The 20,280-nt window shown below is 72.9% G+C and carries 16 protein-coding genes, 1 tRNA gene and 1 pseudogene; 9 read left to right on the top strand and 9 right to left on the bottom strand.

The annotated features are described in order from the left end of the window. The first annotated feature begins 81 nt into the window (after positions 1–81). The 5 genes from ABZ117_RS14160 to ABZ117_RS14140 all read left to right on the top strand — a co-directional run bounded on the left by ABZ117_RS14160 (position 82) and on the right by ABZ117_RS14140 (position 6,943). The gene (locus ABZ117_RS14160; RefSeq protein ID WP_356820496.1) at positions 82–978 is read left to right on the top strand and encodes a dihydrodipicolinate synthase family protein; all 897 of its coding nucleotides are present in this window, start codon (positions 82–84) and stop codon (positions 976–978) included. Between the two features lie 13 nt (positions 979–991). Further along, positions 992–1,993, top strand: a complete 1,002-nt coding sequence (locus ABZ117_RS14155) for a proline racemase family protein (protein WP_356820494.1) — start codon at positions 992–994, stop codon at positions 1,991–1,993. Positions 1,994–2,014: 21 nt separating this feature from the next. After that, entirely contained in the window at positions 2,015–2,698 is a 684-nt protein-coding gene (locus ABZ117_RS14150) for a GntR family transcriptional regulator (protein ID WP_356820608.1), read from the top strand. Positions 2,699–3,613: 915 nt separating this feature from the next. Then, positions 3,614–5,032 (top strand): amino acid permease, encoded by a 1,419-nt coding sequence (locus ABZ117_RS14145; RefSeq protein WP_356820492.1) that lies wholly within the window; start codon positions 3,614–3,616, stop codon positions 5,030–5,032. Positions 5,033–5,392: 360 nt separating this feature from the next. Further along, positions 5,393–6,943, top strand: coding sequence for a pectate lyase (locus ABZ117_RS14140; protein ID WP_356820490.1), 1,551 nt, complete (start codon positions 5,393–5,395; stop codon positions 6,941–6,943). A 122-nt stretch (positions 6,944–7,065) separates the two neighbouring features. Here the strand turns inward: ABZ117_RS14140 and ABZ117_RS14135 are convergent, their stop codons facing one another. Beyond that, on the bottom strand, positions 7,066–10,206 hold the full coding sequence (locus ABZ117_RS14135) for an amidohydrolase family protein (protein WP_356820488.1): 3,141 nt from the start codon (positions 10,204–10,206) through the stop codon (positions 7,066–7,068). A gap of 603 nt (positions 10,207–10,809) precedes the next feature. On the opposite strand from ABZ117_RS14135, the pseudogene ABZ117_RS14130 reads away from it, so the two are divergent. Then, positions 10,810–10,911 (top strand): annotated as a pseudogene (locus ABZ117_RS14130) (IS5/IS1182 family transposase); the annotation flags it as partial. A gap of 248 nt (positions 10,912–11,159) precedes the next feature. Here ABZ117_RS14130 and ABZ117_RS14125 read toward each other — a convergent pair. Together ABZ117_RS14125 and ABZ117_RS14120 are read right to left on the bottom strand one after the other, a co-directional pair. Further along, positions 11,160–11,233: transfer RNA gene (locus ABZ117_RS14125), tRNA-Pro, on the bottom strand. Between the two features lie 111 nt (positions 11,234–11,344). Then, positions 11,345–11,860, bottom strand: a complete 516-nt coding sequence (locus ABZ117_RS14120; RefSeq protein WP_356820486.1) for a hypothetical protein — start codon at positions 11,858–11,860, stop codon at positions 11,345–11,347. 129 nt (positions 11,861–11,989) lie between these two features. On the opposite strand from ABZ117_RS14120, the gene ABZ117_RS14115 reads away from it, so the two are divergent. Further along, a complete protein-coding gene (locus ABZ117_RS14115) occupies positions 11,990–12,334 on the top strand; it encodes a cupin domain-containing protein (protein WP_356820485.1) in 345 nt (114 codons plus the stop codon). Between the two features lie 105 nt (positions 12,335–12,439). Continuing rightward, positions 12,440–13,600, top strand: coding sequence for a Gfo/Idh/MocA family oxidoreductase (locus ABZ117_RS14110; RefSeq protein WP_356820483.1), 1,161 nt, complete (start codon positions 12,440–12,442; stop codon positions 13,598–13,600). A 61-nt stretch (positions 13,601–13,661) separates the two neighbouring features. Here ABZ117_RS14110 and ABZ117_RS14105 read toward each other — a convergent pair whose 3' ends face one another. Further along, complete coding sequence (locus ABZ117_RS14105; RefSeq protein WP_356820481.1) at positions 13,662–14,693, bottom strand: LacI family DNA-binding transcriptional regulator; 1,032 nt, start codon at positions 14,691–14,693, stop codon at positions 13,662–13,664. Between the two features lie 107 nt (positions 14,694–14,800). On the opposite strand from ABZ117_RS14105, the gene ABZ117_RS14100 reads away from it, so the two are divergent. Next, positions 14,801–15,805 (top strand): Gfo/Idh/MocA family oxidoreductase, encoded by a 1,005-nt coding sequence (locus ABZ117_RS14100; protein WP_356820479.1) that lies wholly within the window; start codon positions 14,801–14,803, stop codon positions 15,803–15,805. 64 nt (positions 15,806–15,869) lie between these two features. On the opposite strand, the gene ABZ117_RS14095 is transcribed toward ABZ117_RS14100, so the two are convergent. The 5 genes from ABZ117_RS14095 to ABZ117_RS14075 all read right to left on the bottom strand — a co-directional run bounded on the left by ABZ117_RS14095 (position 15,870) and on the right by ABZ117_RS14075 (position 20,152). After that, positions 15,870–16,073, bottom strand: a complete 204-nt coding sequence (locus ABZ117_RS14095; protein ID WP_356820478.1) for a hypothetical protein — start codon at positions 16,071–16,073, stop codon at positions 15,870–15,872. A 158-nt stretch (positions 16,074–16,231) separates the two neighbouring features. Beyond that, the gene (locus tag ABZ117_RS14090; RefSeq protein ID WP_356820476.1) at positions 16,232–17,140 is read right to left on the bottom strand and encodes a sugar phosphate isomerase/epimerase; all 909 of its coding nucleotides are present in this window, start codon (positions 17,138–17,140) and stop codon (positions 16,232–16,234) included. Between the two features lies 1 nt (position 17,141). Next, positions 17,142–18,053 carry an ATP-binding cassette domain-containing protein gene (locus ABZ117_RS14085; RefSeq protein WP_356820474.1) on the bottom strand — a complete coding sequence of 304 codons (912 nt, stop codon included), beginning with the start codon at positions 18,051–18,053 and terminating at the stop codon, positions 17,142–17,144. Positions 18,054–18,056: 3 nt separating this feature from the next. Continuing rightward, positions 18,057–19,133 (bottom strand): ABC transporter permease, encoded by a 1,077-nt coding sequence (locus ABZ117_RS14080; RefSeq protein WP_356820473.1) that lies wholly within the window; start codon positions 19,131–19,133, stop codon positions 18,057–18,059. Further along, positions 19,133–20,152 (bottom strand): substrate-binding domain-containing protein, encoded by a 1,020-nt coding sequence (locus ABZ117_RS14075; RefSeq protein WP_356820471.1) that lies wholly within the window; start codon positions 20,150–20,152, stop codon positions 19,133–19,135. The genes ABZ117_RS14080 and ABZ117_RS14075 overlap by 1 nt, the downstream gene beginning before the upstream one ends. Between the last annotated feature and the right edge of the window lie 128 nt (positions 20,153–20,280).

Genomic DNA, 20,280 nt, shown 5'->3' with positions numbered 1-20,280 from the left:
TTGTACCCAAGTCCCGTGGGTCGCGGTTGTACTCGAGTCCGGGTCAGTAATATGTCACACCCTACGAAGGGGAGAACGTCCATGTCCGAGGCACCGAAGCGTCCCTGGCGCGGCATCCTCGTCGCCACCGCCCTCCCGCTCACCGCCGGCCTCCGCGTCGACCACGACCGCTATGCCGAACACTGCGCCTGGCTCGTCGCGAACGGCTGCGACGGCGTCGTACCGAACGGCTCGCTCGGCGAGTACCAGGTACTCACCCCCGACGAACGCCGGCGGGTGGTCGAGACCGCCGTGGCCGCGGTCGGCGGTGAGCGGGTGATGCCCGGCGTCGCCGCGTACGGCTCCGCCGAGGCCCGCCGCTGGGCCGAGCAGGCGGGCGAGGCCGGCTGCGGGTCGGTGATGCTGCTGCCGCCCAACGCCTACCGCGCCGACGAGCGGTCCGTCCTCGCCCACTACAGGGAGGTGGCGCGGGCGGGCCTGCCGGTGGTGGCGTACAACAACCCGGTGGACACCAAGGTCGACCTGGTGCCCGAACTCCTCGCCCGGCTGCACGGCGAGGGGCTCGTGCAGGCCGTCAAGGAGTTCTCCGGAGACGTCCGCCGGGCCTACCGTATCGCCGAACTCGCTCCGGAACTCGACCTGTTGGCCGGTGCCGACGACGTCCTGCTGGAACTGGCGGTGGCCGGTGCCAAGGGCTGGGTGGCCGGCTACCCCAACGCGCTGCCACGGGCCTCGGCGGAGCTGTACCGCGCCGTGGTGGCCGGTGACCTCGCCACCGCGCTCCCCCTGTACCGGCAGCTGCACCCGCTGCTGCGCTGGGACTCCAGAACGGAGTTCGTCCAGGCGATCAAGGTGTCGATGGACGTCGTCGGACGCTACGGCGGCCCGGTGCGCCCGCCGCGCGTCCCGCTGCTGCCCGAACAGGAGGCCGCGGTCCGTGCGGCCACCGAGAAGGCCGTCGCCGCGGGCCTCGCGTAAGGAGGGCGGGACCATGCGCAGCAAGTTCGTCCTGCACGCCGTCGACTCGCACACCGAGGGCATGCCGACCCGCGTGATCACCGGCGGGATCGGCACCGTCCCCGGTGCGACGATGAACGAACGACGGCTGTACTTCCGTGAACACCGTGACCACCTCAAGCAGTTGCTGATGAACGAGCCACGCGGCCACTCCGCGATGAGCGGCGCCGTCCTCCAGCCGCCGAGCCGGCCGGACTGCGACTGGGGCGTCATCTACATCGAGGTCTCCGGCTATCTGCCGATGTGCGGGCACGGCACGATCGGGGTGGCGACCGTGCTGGTCGAGACGGGCATGGTGGAGGTGGTGGAGCCGGTGACCACCATCCGGCTCGACACCCCGGCGGGGGTGGTGGTCGCCGAGGTAGCGGTGGCGGACGGCGCCGCACAGCACGTGACCCTGCGGAACGTCCCGTCGTTCGCCGCCGGCCTGAACCGCGCGATCACCCTGCCCGACGGCCGCGCGGTCACCTACGACCTCGCCTACGGCGGCAACTTCTACGCGATCCTCCCGCTCGACGCGTTCGGCCTGCCCTTCGACCGCGCCCACAAGGACGACATCCTGGCCGCGGGCCTGTCGCTGATGCGGGCGATCAACGCCGAGGCGGAGCCGGTGCACCCCGAGGACCCGTCCATCCGCGGCTGCCACCACGTCCACGTCCTCGCGCCCGGCGCCACGGCCCGGCACTCCCGGCACGCCATGGTCATCCACCCGGGCTGGTTCGACCGCTCCCCGTGCGGCACGGGTACGAGCGCGCGCATGGCGCAGCTGCACGCGCGCGGCGAACTGCCCCTGCACACCGAGTTCGTGAACGAGTCGTTCATCGGCACCCGCTTCACGGGACGGCTGCTGGACACGACGGAGGTCGACGGGATCCCGGCCGTGCTGCCCAGCTTCACCGGCCGCGCGTGGATCACCGGCACCGCGCAGTACCTGCTGGACCCCACCGACCCGTTCCCGGAGGGTTTCGTCCTCTAGACTCGCCGGGTGATGCGTGACATGGCACAGGACCGGCAGGGCGCCGAGCCGCCCGCACTCCCCCGGCTGGGCGGCCGGAGCAGCTTCCGCGAGCGGGTCGCCGAGGCGTTGCGAGCCGCGCTGATCGCCGGTGAGCTGCGCCCCGGCGAGGTGTACTCGGCGCCGTCGCTCGCCACCCGCTTCGGTGTCTCGGCGACGCCGGTGCGGGAGGCGATGCTGGACCTGGCCAAGGAAGGGCTGGTCGACACCGTGCCCAACAAGGGCTTCCGGGTCACCGCCGTCTCCGACAGGCAGCTGGACGAGTACACACACATCCGCTCCCTCGTCGAGATCCCCACCGTGGTGGAGCTGGCCCGTACGGCCGACCGCGTCTCGCTGGAGGCGCTGCGCCCGGCGGCCCGGGAGATCGTCACCGCCGCGGTGGCGGGCGACCTGATCGGCTACGTCGAGGCCGACACCCGCTTCCACCTCGGCCTGCTCGCCCTGGCGGGCAACGCCCACCTGGTCGAGGTCGTCGCCGACCTGCGCAAACGCTCCCGTCTGTACGGGCTTACCGCGCTGGTGGAGGCGGGCCGGCTGCTCGCCTCCGCCCAGGAGCACCTGGAACTGCTGGACGCCCTGCTGGAGCACGACGAGAAGGCCGTACACGCGATCATGACCCGGCACCTGGGACACGTGCGCAGCCTCTGGGCAGCGACGGACTGACCGCGCCCCCGCCGGGCGGGGGTCGCCCGGCCCCCACGCCAAACCCTCACCCACACCCCCGCCGGACCACCACGTCCACCCCCGGCCCCCGCCGCCCGGCCCCGCCACACCTCCACCGCCGGGGCCGTGGCGCTCCACCACCGCGCCCCCAGCCCCGGACCGCCACCGCACTTCCACCGGTCCCACACCTCCACCCCCGGCCCCCGCCGCCGGGTCCAGCGTCGCACCCACACCGCCGGACCCCGCCGCCGCCCTCCGCCACCGCACACCCCCACCGGACCGCCGCCACCTCCACGCCGGGCCCCCGTCACACCTGCACCCCCGCACACCCCCACCGCCCGGCCCACCGTCGCACCCCCACCGGCGGACCCTCGCCGCCCGGCCCCACCACACCTCCGCCGCCGGACGCCACCGTGGCCGTCCGCCATCGCACGCCCCACCGGACCGCCGTCCCACCTCGACCGATGGACCCCATCGCACGGACCGTCGCCGCACCGCCCCGCGCCGGACCCCGCCCCGGACCGCCGCCACACCTCCACCACCGGCCCCCGCCACCCGGCCCCGTCACGCCTCCACCGCCAGACACCATCGCGAGCCTCTGCCATCGCACAACCCCCACCGGACCCAGGTCACACCTGCCGCACACCGCCGCCGCCCAGCCCGCCCGACCCTCCTGCTCCGCCCCGCCACACCCCCACCGCCCTGCCCCGCCGGGCCCCGCCCCGCCGGCCCCCGTCCCGCCGCTCACCACCGCACATCTGACGGCCGGCAGGCCGCACCGCGATGCTTTTTGCGTCGCCGGGCCGGACGTACAGGACAACAAACGGCGATTTTGCGCCGGAATGCCGCATCCCCGACCATGGGCCCCGTCCCGGCGATCCCGGGAACGTCAGTTCCATGAGAGGCGCACCACCCATGCACAGCACCGGGACCGCCACACCGTCGGCTCCGGCTCCCGCGGAGACCCTCGCGGGTCCCGCAGAGGACCCGCACGGAGAGTCCGGCAGGCACGCCCGCCGGTTCGGCCTGCCCGTCGCCACCGCACTGGTGATGGGCAACATCATCGGCGGCGGTATCTTCCTGCTCCCCGCCTCCATCGCCCCGTACGGCACGGTCAGCCTGGTCGCCTTCGTGGTGCTGACCGTCGGCGCCGTCGCCCTCGCCCTGGTCTTCGGCCGGCTCGCCGCCCGCGACCCCCGCACCGGCGGGCCGTACGTCTACGCCCGAGAGGCGTTCGGCGACTTCGCGGGCTTCCTCGCCGCCTGGTCGTACTGGATCACCACGTGGGTGTCGAACGCCGCGCTCGCCGTGGCCGCCGTCGGGTATCTCGACGTGCTGATCCCGGTGGAGGGGCATCGCTGGACCGCGTGCCTGGCCGCCCTGATCCTCCAGTGGCTGCCCGCCCTCGCCAACTTCGCCGGCACCCGCTACGTGGGCGCCGTCCAGCTGGTGTCCACGGTGCTGAAGTTCGTGCCCCTGCTGCTCGTCGCGGTCGGCGGGCTGTTCTTCTTCGACCCTTCGAGGCTCGGCCCGTTCAACGCCGGCGGGCACAGCGCGGTCGGCGCGGTCTCGGCCTCCGCCGCCCTGCTGCTGTTCTCCTACCTCGGCGTGGAGTCCGCCGCCGTCAGCGCGGGCGAGGTCAAGGACGCCCGCCGCAACGTGGGGCGCGCCACCGTCATCGGCACCGCGGGCGCCGCGCTGGTGTATCTGCTGGGCACACTGTCCGTGTTCGGTACGGTCCCGCACAGCCGCCTGGTGACGTCCACCGCGCCGTTCTCGGACGCCGTCAACACGATGTTCGGCGGCAGCTGGGGCGGCACGGCCGTGGCCCTCGCCGCACTGGTGTCGATGACCGGCTGCCTCAACGGCTGGACGCTGCTGAGCGCGCAGACGCCGTACGCCGCGGCACGCGACGGCCTGTTCCCGGCCGCCTTCACGCGCCGGCGGCGGGGCGTGCCCACGGTCGGTGTCGGCGTGACCGTCGTCCTCGCCTCGCTGCTCACCTGCTACAACTACCTGTCCGGCTCGGGCCGGGTCTTCGAGGTCCTGGTGCTCGTCACCACGTTCACCGCGACCGTGCCGTATCTGCTGGCCGCCTCCGCGCAGATCTTCCACCTGGTCTCGGGCCGACCCGAGGTGGTCGACCGGGGACGGCTGGTCCGGGACTCCGTGGTCACCGCGGTGGCCGCCGCGTTCTCGGTGTGGCTGATGGCGGGTGCCGGCTACGCGGCGGTCTACCAGGGCGCGTTGTTCCTGTTCGCCGGGGTCATTGTCTACGCGGTGATGGCGGCGCGCCGGCAGCGTGGGCAGACTCCGGTGACCGAGGCGCCCTGACACGCTGACGCGGCTGTCCGGGCCGGGCCCGGACAGCCCGACGGGGGTCCCGGCACGGCTCCCCCCGACAGGCGCGTACGAGGTGCCCGGCGGGGCCGGCACTCGGCGCGCGCCGGCCCGTCCCGGCGTCGCCCGACGTCTTCCTCCGGGCTGCGCGAAGTCTTGCCAGTCCGTCGCCGCACTTCTATTCTCCGGGAACCAGAAAGCGCTTTCCCTCCTCCTGAGGGGAGGCGCTGTCGCGTAGGCCGCCCTTCCGTGACGCCGTGCGTGAGCCACCGCGGAATCCGCACGCCGGCGTCCCGGGCGGACGTACCGCGCACCCGACCGACCCCGCGTCAAGGGGCGAAGGAGCAGGCGAGAATGAGACGTTCAGCCGCAGTGCGGCTCTACGCGGCCGGGGCCGCCGTGGCCCTCGCAGCCGCCACCGGAGCTGTCATGTCCACAACATCCGCGTCGGCGGTGACCGGCAGCGCGACCGGCTACGCCGGCCAGAACGGCGGAACCACCGGCGGCGCGGGCGGGGCGATCGTACGGGCCACCACGGGCACCGCCATCCACGCGGCCCTGTGCAACCGGGCCGACAGCGACACCCCCCTCACCATCGAGGTCGAGGGCACGATCAACCACAGCAACACCGCGAAGGTGTCGGGCAGCAGCTGCGACACCGCCGACGGCGTGATCGAGCTGAAGCGGATCCGCAACGTGACGCTGGTCGGAGTCGGCAGCGGGGCGGTCTTCGATCAGGTGGGCATCCACGTCCGGGAGTCCAGCAACATCATCATCCAGAACGTGACGGTGAAGAACGTCAAGAAGTCGGGCTCGCCCACGTCCAACGGGGGCGACGCCATCGGCATGGAGAGCAACGTCCGCAACGTCTGGGTCGACCACGCGACACTGGAGGCGTCCGGGGGTGAGGCGGAGGGGTACGACAGCCTGTTCGACCTGAAGGACAACACGCAGTACGTCACGCTTTCCTACAGCATCATGCGCGACTCCGGCCGAGGCGGCCTCGTCGGGTCGAGCGACACGCAGCTCTCCAACGGCTACATCACGTACCACCACAACCTGTACGAGAACATCGACTCCCGCACCCCGCTGCTGCGCGGCGGCATCGCCCACATCTACAACAACTACTACAAGGGGCTGAACAAGTCCGGCATCAACTCCCGCGCGGGCGCCCGCGCGAAGGTGGACAACAACTACTTCGAGGACTCGAAGGACGTCCTGGGCACCTTCTACACGGACGCGGCCGGTTACTGGCAGGTCAGCGGCAACGTCTACGACAATGTGACCTGGTCCGCACCGGGCACGGAGAACCACCCGGCCGGTCCCGGCCCGACGTCGAACACGACCGTCGGCATTCCGTACGGCTACCGCCTCGACGAGGCGGCGTGCGTCCCGTCGATCGTGACGCGGACGGCCGGCGCCGGTACCGGGCTGAAGGTGTCGGACGGCAGCTGCCCGGCGCAGACGCCCGCCCCGACGCCGGCCACGCCGGTGCCTACGCCCACGCCGACCCCGACCGCGGAGCCGACGCGGCCCAGCGGCACCAATCTCAGCCTCGGCGCCGCTGCCGACGGCTCCAGCAAGGCGGACGGGAAGAGCTACGGCAACGTCCGCGACGGTGACATGAGCACCTACTGGTCCCCCGCCGCCTCGACGGGTTCCCTCTCGGTGAAGTGGGGAACGGCGACCACGGTGTCCCGGATCGACATCAGGGAGGCGTCCGGTGCCACGGGCGCCGTCGGCTCCTGGCGGGTCCTCGACGGGGACACCGGTACGACCCTGGCCTCCGGCAGCGGAGCAGGGGTCATCGCCGTCCCCCGGACCACCCTCAAGAAGATCACCTTCGAGATCACCGGCTCCAGCGGCACCCCGGAGATCGCCGAGTTCGAGACCTACGCCGGGTGAGCGCTTCCCCCCTCGGTGCGCGTACGGCGAGCCGGCCCCGGCGGCTCGCCGTCCGCGGCCCGGTCGCGGCCACGGCCAGGCCGCGGCATCCCGGTACCGGGCCCGGTCCGCCCCGCTGCGGCTCAGCCGCCGGGACGGCAGCACGAGCCCTGTCGCATACGGCGTGCGACGTCCAGCCACGTACCGGCCCGAGGGGACGGCTGGGCGGTGTTCTCCCGGGAGCCGACGAGGTCGGCCTGGTGGTGGGCGATGCCCTCGCGCAGCACCAGGGGGGTGTGGACGAGACGGCTGAACTCGGTGAAGGGATCGCCGTCGACGACGGTGAGGTCGGCGATCTTCCCGGGTTCGACGGTGCCGAGGTCATGGCCGAGTCCGAAGAGCCGTGCGGGAGCGGCGGTGACGCAGTGCAGGGCCTGAGCGGGGGTGAAGCCGTGAGCGTGCAGGGCGCGCAGGCTGAGGTGGAGGGAGAGGCCGACGGGGACCAGGGGGGCGTCGGTGCCCAGGGCGAGGACGGCGCCGTGGGAGGCGAGACGGCGGTAGTCGGCGATCTCGGTGACCAGGGCCTGTCGCTGCCGGGCCGTGGGCGGGGTGCCGGCGCGTTCGCGGACGGAAGCCACGTCCCACGGCGGCATGAGGGTGACCACACGGGGGTCCTCGGCCAGGGCCGGGTCGGTGCCGAGCAGGAACTGGGCCGTGAACGGGGTCATGATCAGGGCGAAGGTGCCGTCGGCGTACTGCTGGACGAGATCCTGGTGGATGTGGCCCGTGGGGTCGGCGGCATGGCCGTAGGGCAGTCGCTGGGTCGCCTGGAGGTGGGTGGTCAGGTCCTGTCCGGCGGCGCGGCCGGGCGTGCACAGGTGGCTGCCGCTGGGGACTCCCAGACGATGGGCGGCCTCGGCTGCCCGCGCCATGACCTCGCCGGAAGCGCGGACGTAGGTCTTCACGAAGTCGACGTCCAGGGCGGTGGCCCGCTCCAGGGTGCGCTGGACGCCGGCTGCACTCCGGTGGGCGCGGCCCATGGCGTACGCGGTGCGGGCGCCGTCGATCAGTTCGGCGCAGGCCAGCAGGCGTGGGCCGGTGCTGTGCCCGGAGGCGAGGGACTCCCGCAGCCGGACGGCCTCGTACAGGGACGCGCCCAGGCAGGCGGTGGTGGTGATGCCGTAGGCGAGCGCGGTGAGGCTGTGCCGGGCGCCGTAGGTGGCGCTGTAGGGGTGGGTGTGGCTGTCGAAGAGGCCGGGCAGGACGGTGTGCCGGGAGGCGTCGATCGTCCGGTGGCCTGGTCGGCGGGTGCGATGGGGTTCGACGGCGGTGATCCTCCGGCCGTCGATGAGGATGTCGATGTCCTGGCGCGGGGTGGTGCCGGTGGCGTCCCACAGCTGCCCGGCGTGGACGCGCAGCCGCTCCCGGTTGCGGGCCGGGCGGTGGGTGAGCGGCACGGGCAGGGTGCGGGGGCCGGACGGGGCCGGGCCGGTGGCGGGGTCGAGGAGGCGGAGCCGGCCCGAGGACAGGTAGAGCAGGGTGTTCGTCTCGCGCGCCCAGGTGGGGTGGTCGGCGGGTTCGTCGGTGAGCCGGCGGGCGGGGCCGGCCGGCGTGCCGTCGCCGGTGACGGGCAGCAGCCACAGCGCCGACTCGGCGACCAGCGCCATGCTCCGGCCGTCGGGCGACCACACGGGCCCGGCGGCGGCGCGGTCGGACAGGGACTGGTGAGCGGCGGGCAGGTGGCGTCTCTCGGTGCCGGTGCGGGTGTCGAGGACGCGGATGAGGTGGTAGCCCTCGCGGAAGCGGTGGTTGAGCCGGTTGCGGTCGCAGAAGGCCACGTACCGGCCGTCGGGTGACCAGGTCGGGGCGCCCGGCGGGCCGTCGGCGGCCAGTGGCCGCGCCAGTACCCGCTCGTCGCCGGTGGCCAGGTCGTGCAGCAGCAGGTTGCCGGTGACGTCCTGGCAGGCAAGGCGTGAGCCGTCCGGGGACGGCGCCGGGTGCAGCCGGCCGGGGCCGGTGACCGGCTCGTCCTGGCCGGTGTCCAGGTGCAGCCGGCGTACGGCCGTCAGCCCCTCCCGGTCGGTGCAGTACATGAGGCTCCGCCCGTCCGGTGCCCAGGCGGGCATGTGCACGTGATGGACGGCGGCGGCTTGCAGCAGCTTGCGGGGGGTGCCGCCCAGGGGCATCAGCCACAGAGCGTTCAGCGCCACGAAGGCCACGCCGCTCCCGTCGGGGGACAGGGCGGGCAGGTGGATGCCGCGCACCGGTCTTGCGGTCTCCGGGAAGGGCCGCCTGGGGCGCCGACGAGGTTGCGGGACAGGCATGTCCGCGGTGAAGGGCACGTCCCGCACCGAGCCGGGTGCGCCGAGCGCGCGCAGGCGCAGCCGGCCGCCGGCCACATAGAGGAGCCGGTCGTCGCCGAGCCAGCACGGGGGTGCCGCCGCCAGGTCCTCGTCCTCGGTCACGACCCGGCCGTCGACCAGCAGCGCCGACCGCGCGGCCGGCAGGGACGGGGAGGCGGTGGTGCCGGACAGATGCAGGCAGGCGACGCGGCCCGACGGTGACACCGACGGACACAGCAGCCGGCCCTCCGCCACCCGGTGCACCACCTGTTCACGGCCGCCGCCGGCCGGCACGCGGACCAGCGTCAGGCCGCCGTCGTCGCCTCCGTCGGGGGTGTGGGCCGCCCGCACGCACACCACCGACCGCCCGTCCGGCCACCACACCGGGTCGAGGTCCTCGAAGGGCCCGCCGGTCAGCCGTACGATCCGGCCGCCGTTCGCCTCGGCGGTGCACAGTCCGAACGAGGCGCCGGTCACGGGATCTCCGCCGCGCTCGGAGGAGAAGACGAGACGCGTGCCGTCGGGCGACCAGGCCACGCCCCGGTCGTCCCACGGCCCGTCGGTGATCTGACGCAGGCCTTCGCCGTCGGTCCCCAGCGTCCACAGATGGAAGCCGCCGCCCCGGTAGCCCACCACCGCCAGCCGCCGCCCGTCCGGTGACAGCGCCGGGCGGGTGGCCTCCAGCTCCCAGTCCGTGAGGCGCGCCGCCGCCCCTCCCCGGGGCGGCACGCGCCACAGCACACCCTGGATCTCGGCGACCAGTACGGACCCGTCCCGCGAGGCGGTGACCGAGCCTCCGGTCAACTCCCGGTACCTCAGGGTCGTTCCGGCCGCGACGGCGGACACGGCCGCGCCCGCGGACACCGCCGGCACCGCGGCCGTCGTCAGACCGGCGGCGGATACCTGAAGCAGGCTGCGGCGGCTGAAGGAGCCCTGGTCCACCCTCGTTCCCCCTCACCACGGCACCCGTCGGATCCACCGCCGCGCGGCCCGTGCCGGCGGCCGGAAGCGGCTCCGCCCATGCTGTCCAGCGCCGTCACCGAATGCCGGCCGACGCGCCGGACCCCCACCCGGACGAGCAAGGCCGGCGACCGGCCCCGGTCTCGGCCGGGCCCGGAAATGGCGTCCTCGTCCTGGAGCGGATCAGGAAGTCGGCCCGCCCGGCGTCCATCATGCGTGTGGGACGGCGTTGGCCACCAGCTCGGCGATGACCAGGGAGCCGTCCTCGGCCAAGCCGTCCAGGCGCCGAACGGCCATTGCGACGCCCACCGGACGCCGGGCGGTGGGCGTCGCTCTCCGGCTCAGGCGGCAGGGTCTCGCCGTACCCGGCACAACCGGCGGACGTACCCTCGTCGTTGCTCGCGGCATGTGGGTCCGCTTTCTCGGATCGGCCGAGCCCCGGGTGACTCCGCGTCCTGGAACGACCCGGCGGTCATCAAGGTCGACACCCGCCTGCGGGAGTTGACCGCCCGTGGTGCCGCCGGTCATCGAACCACCCGTCGTCGTACGGCTGGTCGTCAACCAGCCATCGTCGTGCCACCGGTTGACATCCGGGCCGCGCGCGAGCACTGCATGATCGACGCTCTCACCGAGACCGGCATCACCTGCTGGGCGGACAAGGGATACCAGGGCGCAAGCGGCACGGTCGCACGAGCCTCGTCCAGGCTGTCCTCACCCTCCATCTGGCCGAACCGGACCGAGGATGGGAAAGGCGTGGTGGGTCTGGACAGGACGGCGTCGGACCGCACCCGCGCCGGGCGGGCTCACCGACAAGGGAACCAAAGAAAGCGGGCCCGCAAGGCTCCCAGGACGCCGGTCCTCAGCTGGTCCCCAAAATGATCACAGGCCGATTTCGAATACCTCCGAAACCGGCCCTGACCCGCGACTCTCACGAGTCGGGACGACAGGATTTGAACCTGCGACCCCTTGACCCCCAGTCAAGTGCGCTACCAAGCTGCGCCACGTCCCGTCGCGCTGTCACGCGGAGTCTCCCGCGTGATCACGCACGTCAACCCTACCGCACCGGCGCGGGTGCGCGTGTCGCGCTCGCGCCGCCCGCCGGGCGCGTCCGGTCCGCCGGTCATTTGATGAGCGCGTTCGCCACCACCACGATCATGCCGAGGAGCGCGTCCACCAGTCCGGTGAGCACGGCGGCCGGCCAGCTCCGCGCCGACCAGCGGGCGGTGATGAGGCCGAGCACGAAGAGGAGCACGACGTTGAGGACGAACGCCGCGTACTCGACACCGTTCGCCGGCCACCACCGCCAGTAGGCGCCCGCGAGCAGGAAGGCCGTGGGCAGCACCGCCGCGACGAGCGGCCATTCGTCGCGCACGGCGAGCAGCACGTCACGGCGGCGGTGCGGGCCCCGCTCGGCGACGTAGTGGGCGTAGCCGTGGGCGAGCGCGGAGGCGAGCGCGGTCACCACCAGCCACGCGGCGTCGTAGCCGCGGACCTGGGCGGACGTGTGCCCGTACTGGGTGAGCGCGGCGACCATCGAGCTGGCGAGGACGGCGCCGTACACCCCGCCGAACAGGATGACCTCGCGGGCGTCGTGGTGCCGGGGCGGCGGCGTGCGGGCCGCCGGGGAGTCGGACATGCACTCCACGTTCACCCGCGTCCCTACCGCCCGCCACCGCACCGGGCGACGAAGTGTCCCCTCACCAGGCCCGATGCCCCACACACTGTCGACGGCGGCACGGCCCGCGCGCGGGCTAGGGTCGGCCGCATGACGCACAGCTTCGCGCTCCACATCCCGGGCGCCGACCTCGCACCCGAGCCGCTCGACCCGGAGCAGATCGTCGCCGGGCAGCCGGAGGTGACCGGCAAGGTGGTCTGGGAGTCACCGGACGGCCGGCAGATCCGCGGCATCTGGCAGATCACGCCGGGCGTGGTCACCGACACGGAGGCGGACGAGCTGTTCGTGGTGATCAGCGGCTCGGCGACGATCGAGGTCGAGGGCGGGCCGGTGCTGACGGTGGGGCCCGGCGACATGGCGGTGCTCCGCGCGGGTGACCGGACGACGTGGACCGTGCACGAGACCCTCCGCAAGGCCTACGCGATCAGCCTCTGAGCGGAACCGGCCCCGCACCTGCCAGAGGCTTGACACGCGCGTATGTCCGGACAAAGGTGGCCCGGACAGAGGTGGACCGGTCCCGCGGGTCAGGGAGAGGCTGTCATGGTGGATGCGCTGGGTGTCGCCGTCATCGGGTTCGGCTGGATGGGCCGGGTGCACACCCAGGCGTACGCCCGGCTACCCCACCACTATCCGCGGCTCCCGCTGCGCCCCCTGCTGGTGGCGGTCGCCGAGGAGGTGCCGGGCCGGGCCGAGGAGGCCGCCGAGCGGTTCGGGTTCGCGTCGGCGACCCGCGACTGGCGCGAGGTGGCGGCCGACCCGCGGGTGCGGGCCGTCAGCGTCACCGCGCCGAACTTCCTGCACCGCGAGATCGGCGTGGCGATGGCCGAGGCCGGCAAGCACCTGTGGATCGAGAAACCGGTGGGCCTGACCGCCGGGGACGCCCGCGCGGTCGCCGGCGCCGTCGCCCGGGCCGGCGTCCAGGGCACGGTCGGCTTCAACTACCGCAACGCGCCCGCCGTCGAGGCAGCCCGCGAGCTGATCGTCTCCGGCGGGATCGGCGCGGTCACCCACGCCCGGATCCGGCTGTTCAGCGACTACGCCGCCCACCCGGACTCCGCCCTGACCTGGCGGTACGAGCGCGAACGCGGCGGCAACGGGGTGCTCGGCGACCTGGCCTCGCACGGCGCCGACCTGGCCCGGTTCCTGCTCGGCGACATCGCGTCGCTGACCGCCGACACGGCGGTCTTCGTGCCGGAGCGGGCCCGGCCGGCCGGTGCGACGGCCGGTCACGCCCTGGCCTGCGGCGGCGTACCGGGCCCCGTCGAGAACGAGGACTACGTCAGCTGTCTGCTGCGCTTCGTCTCGGGCGCCCGCGGGGTCCTGGAGGCCTGCCGGGTCTCGGTCGGCGAGCAGAACACCTACGGCTTCGAGGTGCACGGCACCCGGGGGGCGGTGTTCTGGGACTTCCGGCGGATGAGCGAACTGGGGGTGAGCCGGGGAACGACGTACCAGGACCAGCCGGTCAGCACCGTGTACGTCGGCCCGGGCGACGGCGAGTTCGCCGCGTTCCAGCCCGGCGCGGGGAACGCGATGGGCTACGACGACCTGAAGGTGATCGAGGCGCACCGCTTCGTCCGCTCCATCGCCGAGGGCACGCCGTACGGGGCCACCCTCGCGGACGCCGTGCACAGCGCGACCGTGCTGGACGCGATGACGCGGTCGGCCCGGCTCGGCTCGTGGGTGGACGTGGACGGCGGCTGAGCGCGCCGGAGAACCGCCCGTTCTCGGGCTGCCCGACCCCGTACCGGCCGTCCGGCCCCCGTCACCCGGCGGTCCGCGCGGGCATGTTGTAGGGCGTGACGACCTGGATCGGGGACGGCAGCAGCGGGCCCGCGGGCGGCAGCGCGCCGTGGAACCGCATCACCTCGTGGCAGGCCTCGCGCATGTCGTGCCGCAGGTCGTGGTGGAGCACGGCGGACAGGCGGTGCTCGCGCAGCAGGCGGGTGTTGTCGTGGTCCAGGTCGTGCGCGACGAACACGGCGCAGTCCCGGCCGAGGTCGGCGAAGGCCCGCAGGGTGGCGTTGTTGCCGCCGCCGATCGAGTACACCGCCCGGATCTCCGGGTCGCGTTCCAGGGCGGCGCGCACGAGGTCGTACTGCGTGGTGTCCAGTCCCTGTCCCTCGGTGATCTCCACCAGCGTCCGCTCCGGGTGCCGGGCCCGCATGACGCCGCGGAAGCCCATCTCGCGCTCCTCCTCGTTGCGGAAGAAGCCGCTGCTGAGGCTGGTGAGGACGTTGCCGGGCCGGCCGCCGAGCCACTGGCCGGTCAGATAGGCGGCGGTCGCGCCGGCGGCCCGGTTGTCGATGCCGACGTAGGCCAGGCGGCCGCTGGCGGGCAGGTCGGTGACCAGGGTGACGACCGGGATGCCGGCGGCGGTGAGCCGGCCGACGGCCGCCGTGATCTCGGGGACGTCCGGCGCCTTGAGGATCACGCCCTGGGAGCCGCGCCGGGCGATGCGGTCCAGTGTCCCGGCCTGCTCCCCGGCCGGCCCGGTCTCGCGGAAGTGGAAACGTGAGCGGACCACGGCCGGGTGCAGCGCGGGCAGTTCGGCCTCCAGGGCGGCGCGTACGGCGGCGGTGAACCGCTCGGGCGCCTGCGCCACGATGTCGACCATGAACGTGCGGCCGACCAGCCGTACCTGGGTGCGCTGGCGGTCGAGGTCCGCGATGGCCCGGCGCACCTCCTGCGCGGTGCTCTCGCGCACCCCTCCCCTGCCGTTCAGCACCCGGTCCACGGTGGCCTCGCTCAGGCCCGCCTGCCGGGCTATCTCGCGCAGGGGGAACGGATGGCCCATGGCCCGGCTCCTTGAGGGGTTTTTGACGGTTGCCTGCTGGTTGTTCGAGGGGTTTGTGCTGACAAGAATGACAGGACCGCTCCGCTCCTGTGACCGAAAGAGTGCACATGCGTATCGGAATTCTCGGCCTCGGCCGCATCGGCGCCTTCCACGCCGAGACCCTCTCCGGACTGGACGCCGTCGAGTCGCTGGTCGTGGCCGACCCGTTCGCGGGCGCGGCCGTGGCCGCCGCCGAGCGGTTCGGGGCGCGGGTCGCGGACTCGCCGGAGGCCCTGCTGGCGGGCGGCGTGGACGCCCTCGTCGTCGCGGCGGCCACCGACGCCCATCCGGCGCTGATCCGGGCCGGCGTCGAGGCCGGGGTGCCGGTCTTCTGCGAGAAGCCGGTGGCCCGCACGATCGCGGAAGCAGTGGCGGTGCGGGAGGCCGTGCGGGACAGCGGCGTGCCGGTGCAGATCGGCTACAACCGGCGTTTCGACGCGGGCTTCGCCGCCGCGCGAGCCGCCGTGCGCGCCGGTGAGCTGGGCATCCTGCACACCGTCCGGTGCACGACCCTGGACCCGGCGCCGCCGCCCGCCGCGTACGTCGCCGCGTCCGGCGGGATCTTCCGGGACTGCTCCGTGCACGACTTCGACATCATCCGCTGGGTGACCGGCCGCGAGGTCGCCGAGGTGTACGCGGTGGGCGGCAACCGGGGCGCCGGCTACATCAGGGCCGCGGGCGACGCCGACACCACCGGCGCGGTGCTCACCCTGGACGACGGCACGATCGCGGTGGTGTCCAACTCCCGTCACAACGGCCGGGGTTACGACGTCCGCATGGAGCTGCACGGCTTCGCGGACTCCCTCGCCGTCGGCCTGGACGACAAACTGCCGCTGCGCTCGGCCGAGCCTGGGGCGGTCTTCCCCGCCGGTACCCCGCACGCCTTCTTCATGGACCGCTTCGGCGACGCCTACCGCGCCGAACTCACCGCGTTCACCGAGGTCGTAGCGGGCGTCCGCCCCTCGCCCTGCACCATCGAGGACGCCCTGGAGGCGGGCTGGATCGCCGAGGCCTGCACGTTGTCCCTGCGCGAGCACCGCCCGGTGACGCCGGCGGAGGTGCGCCGGGCGTGAGCCGGAGCCGGCAGGCGGGAGCGGAAGGCGGTGCCGGGCGCGTGCCCGGCGCCGTGCCCGCTCCTCAGCCGCAGTACCGGATCAGCCACTCGTCCGGGTTGTAGGTGTCCCGCGTCGGGTCCGGTGTCGTCGCCGGCTTCGTCTCCACCGTCTCCTCCAGGCGTATCCGCTCCGGCAACGCGCCGAAGCGGTCGCGGCGCAGGGCGGCCGGGTCGGCGTCGCCCGCGGCGTCCTGGGGCGTCGTGCGAGGTTCCGTACGGTGTGTCATCTCGTCCTCCCGTCGGCGCGGGCGTCCCCCGTCTCCTGCACAACGCCCGCGTGCCCCGGTTGGTTCCCGGCCGCGTCCGCGCCGAATCCCCTGGGATACCGAAGGAACCGGCCGGCGCGCCCGGTGCCGCGGCCGGTTCCCCGGATCCGTCACGCTCCTCAGGCCCCGCAGGACCGCAGGAAACGCCGGGTGCGCACCGCGATCGGCAGCGGCGCGTCCGGCTCGCACGGGTACATGTCCTGCTCGACGATCGCGAACAGCTCCACGCCCAGCTTCTGCGCGGCCTCCAGCACCGGACCCAGCGCGGGCACGCCCGACGGCGGTTCGCACATCACTCCGCGCCGCACGGCCGGCCCGAACGGCACGCCGTCGGCGACCACCTGGGCGAGGACGTCGGGGTCGACCTGCTTGAGGTGCAGGTAGCCGATGCGCTCGCCGTAGGTCTGGATGAGCCGGACGCTGTCACCGCCGCAGTAGGCGTAGTGCCCGGTGTCCAGGCAGAGGTTGACCAGTTCGCTGTCGGTGGAGTCCAGGAACCGTTCGACGTGGGCCTCGGTGTCGATGTGGGTGTCGGCGTGCGGGTGCACGACGAGTTCCAGGCCGTACGCCTCCCTGACCTCGTGGCCGAGCCGTTCCATGCCCTTGGTCAGGTGCGCCCACTGCTCGGTGGTCAGCTCGGGGGGTTCCAGGATCTCGGCGGTCCTGTCGTCCCGCCAGAAGGAGGGGATCACCACCAGGTGCCGGGCGCCCATCGCCCCGGTGAGCGCGGCGACCTGGCTGACGTGGGCCCAGGTCTCCTCCCAGACGGCCGGGCCGCGGTGCAGGCCGGTGAAGACCGTGCCCGCGGAGACCTTCAGGTTCCGCCTGGCCACTTCCTCCGTCAGCCGTGCCGGATCGGTGGGGAGGTAGCCGTAGGGGCCGAGTTCGATCCACTCGTAGCCGGCCTCGCCGACCTCGTCGAGGAAGCGTTCCCAGGGCACCTGCCGGGGGTCGTCGGGGAACCAGACACCCCAGGAGTCGGGGGCGGAGCCGACCCGGATGCGGTCCAGAGGGGTGGGGCGGTCCATGTCAGGGGGTTCCTTCCGGGGAGGTCGTCACGGGTGCGCCGGGACCGCCGTCCTCGGGCAGCTCCTCCACGTCGACGCCGCGCACCTGGGCCAGTTCGTGCTTGAGCGCGGCGAGTTCGGCGCCGCCGGCCATGTGGTTGGTCAGCTGTTCCAGGGTGACCTCGGCGCGTTCGGCGGACAGTTCGAGGGTGCCCAGGCGCAGGACGCTGAAGTGGTCGCCGACCATGTAGGCGTGGTGGGGGTTGTGAGTGATGAAGATGACGCCGAGGCCGCGGTCGCGGGCGGCGGCGATGTACTTCAGGACCACGCCGGACTGCTTGACGCCGAGGGCGGCCGTCGGCTCGTCCAGGATGAGGACACGGGCGCCGAAGTGGACGGCGCGGGCGATCGCCACGCTCTGCCGCTGGCCGCCGGAGAGGGTGCCGATGGGCTGCTCCAGGTCGTCCAGGGCGATGCCCATGTGGCGCAGTTCCTCGTCGGCGGTCCGTTTCATGCGGGTGATGTCGAGGCGGCGGACGGGCCAGGGGCCCCGGGTCAGCTCGGAGCCGAGGAAGAAGTTCCGCCACACGGGCATGAGGGGGACGGTGGCCAGGTCCTGGTAGACGGTGGCGATGCCCTTGTCCAGGGCCTCGCGGGGGGTGCTGAAACGCACCGGCTGCCCGTCGACGAGGAACTCGCCCTCGGTGTGCCGGTGCAGCCCCGAGATGATCTTGATGAGGGTGGACTTGCCGGCGCCGTTGTCGCCGAGCACGCAGGTGACCCGGCCGGCGGGGACCCGGAGGTCGACGCCGTGCAGGGCGCGGACGTTGCCGTAGGACTTGCCGGCGCCGCGCAGTTCGACCAGGGGGCCGTCCGGCGCGGGCGCGCCGTCCTGGCGGGCGGTGCCGTGGGATGTGCTTCCGTTGTCGGTCATGGGTCACCTCCGGGTCGCCGTGCGCTGGACCCACAGATTGATCAGGACGGCGCCGAGCAGCATCACGCCGAGGAACGCCTTGAACCAGTCGGGGTTCCAGCCGGCGTAGACGATGCCCTGCTGCACCATGCCGAACATGAAGGCGCCGAAGACCGGGCCGATCGCGGAGCCGTAGCCGCCGGTGAGCAGACAGCCGCCGATGACGGCCGCGGCGATGTAGATCAGCTCCTGGCCGACGCCCTCGCCGGACTGCACGGTGTTGAACGAGAACAGGTTGTGCATGCCGACGAACCAGGCGCCGAAGCCGACCAGCATGAACAGGCTGATCTTGGTGAAGGTGACGGGGACGCCGACGGCGCGGGCGCTGTCCTTGTCGCCGCCGACCGCGAAGATCCAGTTGCCGTACCTGGTGCGCAGCAGCACCCAGGTGGCGAGGGCCGCGAAGACCAGCCACCAGACCACGGTGATCTTCACCTGTACCCCGCCGACGCCGAAGGAGGACGCGAAGATCTTCCTGGCCGGGCCGAAGCCGTCCATGTCGCTGACGTCGTCGGTGGCGACGTTCCCGGTGACCAGCTTGGTCACGGCCAGGTTGGCGCCCTGGAGGAACAGGAAGGTGCCGAGGGTGATCAGGAAGCTGGGCAGGCCGGTCCTGACGACCATCCAGCCGTTGAGGGCGCCGATCGCGAGGGACACGGCCAGGGCGACGATGACTCCGGTCCACACGTTCAGGGTGAGCTGGTAGCTGAGCATGCTGGCGGTGAGCGCCGAGGAGATCACCGCGACGCCCGAGGAGAGATCGAACTCGCCGCCGATCATCAGCAGGGCCACCGGGAGCGCCATGATCCCGATGGTCGACGACTGGTAGAGGATGTTCGCCATCGAGCTGCCGTCGCGCACCGGCGGCGCGGCGATCAGGAAGAAGACCAGGACGGCCGCGGCGCCGAGGAAGACGCCCACTTCGGGCCGGGCGAGCAGCCGGAGCGGAAGCGGGCGCCGGGTGGTGCGGCCGTCGGTCCGCCGGGGTCCGGGCGCCGGCGGCGTGCCCACCGCCGGTTCAGCCTGCTGGGCCATACTCATCACCGGGTGCCCTTCGCGGCGAACTCGGCGATCTTGTCGACGTTGCTCTTGTCGACGAAGGCCGGGCCGGTGAGCACCGGCTGCACTCCGCCGCCGCTGTAGTTGCCGTTGTTCTTGTAGAGCCACAGGGAGTCGACCGCCATGTAGCCCTGGAGGTAGGGCTGCTGGTCGACGGCGAACTCGATACTGCCGTTCCGGACGGCCTTGACCAGCTGGTTGTTGAGGTCGAACGTGGCCACCTCGGCCTTGCTGCCCGCGTCGGCCACGGACTGGGTCGCGGTGAGGGCGATGGGGGCGCCGAGGGTGACGACGGTGTCGATGGAGTTGTCCTGCTTCAGCTTCGCCGTGATGGTCGACCTCACGGACGGCATGTCGGTGCCGTTCACGTACAGGGTCTCAGTGGTGCCCTTGAACGTCTTCTTCACGCCGTCGCAGCGCTGGGTGAGGCCGACGTTGCCCTGTTCCTGGATCACGCAGACGATCTTCTTGGCGGGGGTGGTGTCGAGCTTGTCGCCGAACGCCTCGCCCGCCACGCCCTCGTCCTGCCCGAAGAACTCGACCAGGCCGAGCTTCTTCCAGTCACTCAGACCCGAGTTCAGACCCACCACCGGGATGCCGGCCTGCTCGGCCTTGCCGAGCACGCCCTTCATGGCGTCCGGCTTGGCCAGGGTGACCGCGATGCCGTCGACCTTCTGGTCCACGGCGTTCTGCACCAGGCCGGCCTGGTTGCCGGCGTTCGGGTCGGCGGAGTAGACGAGCTTGACGTTGTCCTTGGCCGCCGCGGCCTGCGCGCCCTTGCGGACGGTGTCCCAGAAGGTGTCTCCGGGCGCCTGGTGGGTGACCAGCGCGACGGTCATCCGGGGCGTGTCGGCCCTGCCCGCGGAGGCGTTCGCCGCTCCCGCCTCGGCCTTCTTGCCGCCGGAGCCGCTGGAGCAGCCGGCGAGGGTGAGCGCCGCCGCGGTGGCCACGGCCACGAGGGGGGCCGCTCGGCGGGAGCGGGAGCGAGAAGAGCGGTCCATCTTGCCTGCACCTCACTGTGCGTGCGACGGGGGAACGGACGCTGTTGCGTTGGGACGGGATACAAGCCTCTGCCGGGCCCACTGTCAATACTTTGTTAAGACATTCTTTCACGAACAGGTCAGTATGT

The organism is Streptomyces sp. NPDC006309 (assembly GCF_040613095.1).
Classification (GTDB): domain Bacteria; phylum Actinomycetota; class Actinomycetes; order Streptomycetales; family Streptomycetaceae; genus Streptomyces.
Note: the sequence above shows the minus strand (reverse complement) of the source record. Positions and strands in the feature narration are given on the sequence as shown.

Coding starts and splice junctions, on each gene's coding strand:
- ABZ117_RS14160 (WP_356820496.1), top strand. CDS start 82: ATGTCCGAGGCACCGAAGCGTCCCTGGCGCGGCATCCTCGTCGCCACC.
- ABZ117_RS14155 (WP_356820494.1), top strand. CDS start 992: ATGCGCAGCAAGTTCGTCCTGCACGCCGTCGACTCGCACACCGAGGGC.
- ABZ117_RS14150 (WP_356820608.1), top strand. CDS start 2,015: ATGGCACAGGACCGGCAGGGCGCCGAGCCGCCCGCACTCCCCCGGCTG.
- ABZ117_RS14145 (WP_356820492.1), top strand. CDS start 3,614: ATGCACAGCACCGGGACCGCCACACCGTCGGCTCCGGCTCCCGCGGAG.
- ABZ117_RS14140 (WP_356820490.1), top strand. CDS start 5,393: ATGAGACGTTCAGCCGCAGTGCGGCTCTACGCGGCCGGGGCCGCCGTG.
- ABZ117_RS14120 (WP_356820486.1), bottom strand. CDS start 11,860: ATGTCCGACTCCCCGGCGGCCCGCACGCCGCCGCCCCGGCACCACGAC.
- ABZ117_RS14115 (WP_356820485.1), top strand. CDS start 11,990: ATGACGCACAGCTTCGCGCTCCACATCCCGGGCGCCGACCTCGCACCC.
- ABZ117_RS14110 (WP_356820483.1), top strand. CDS start 12,440: ATGGTGGATGCGCTGGGTGTCGCCGTCATCGGGTTCGGCTGGATGGGC.
- ABZ117_RS14105 (WP_356820481.1), bottom strand. CDS start 14,693: ATGGGCCATCCGTTCCCCCTGCGCGAGATAGCCCGGCAGGCGGGCCTG.
- ABZ117_RS14100 (WP_356820479.1), top strand. CDS start 14,801: ATGCGTATCGGAATTCTCGGCCTCGGCCGCATCGGCGCCTTCCACGCC.
- ABZ117_RS14095 (WP_356820478.1), bottom strand. CDS start 16,073: ATGACACACCGTACGGAACCTCGCACGACGCCCCAGGACGCCGCGGGC.
- ABZ117_RS14090 (WP_356820476.1), bottom strand. CDS start 17,140: ATGGACCGCCCCACCCCTCTGGACCGCATCCGGGTCGGCTCCGCCCCC.
- ABZ117_RS14085 (WP_356820474.1), bottom strand. CDS start 18,053: ATGACCGACAACGGAAGCACATCCCACGGCACCGCCCGCCAGGACGGC.
- ABZ117_RS14080 (WP_356820473.1), bottom strand. CDS start 19,133: ATGAGTATGGCCCAGCAGGCTGAACCGGCGGTGGGCACGCCGCCGGCG.
- ABZ117_RS14075 (WP_356820471.1), bottom strand. CDS start 20,152: ATGGACCGCTCTTCTCGCTCCCGCTCCCGCCGAGCGGCCCCCCTCGTG.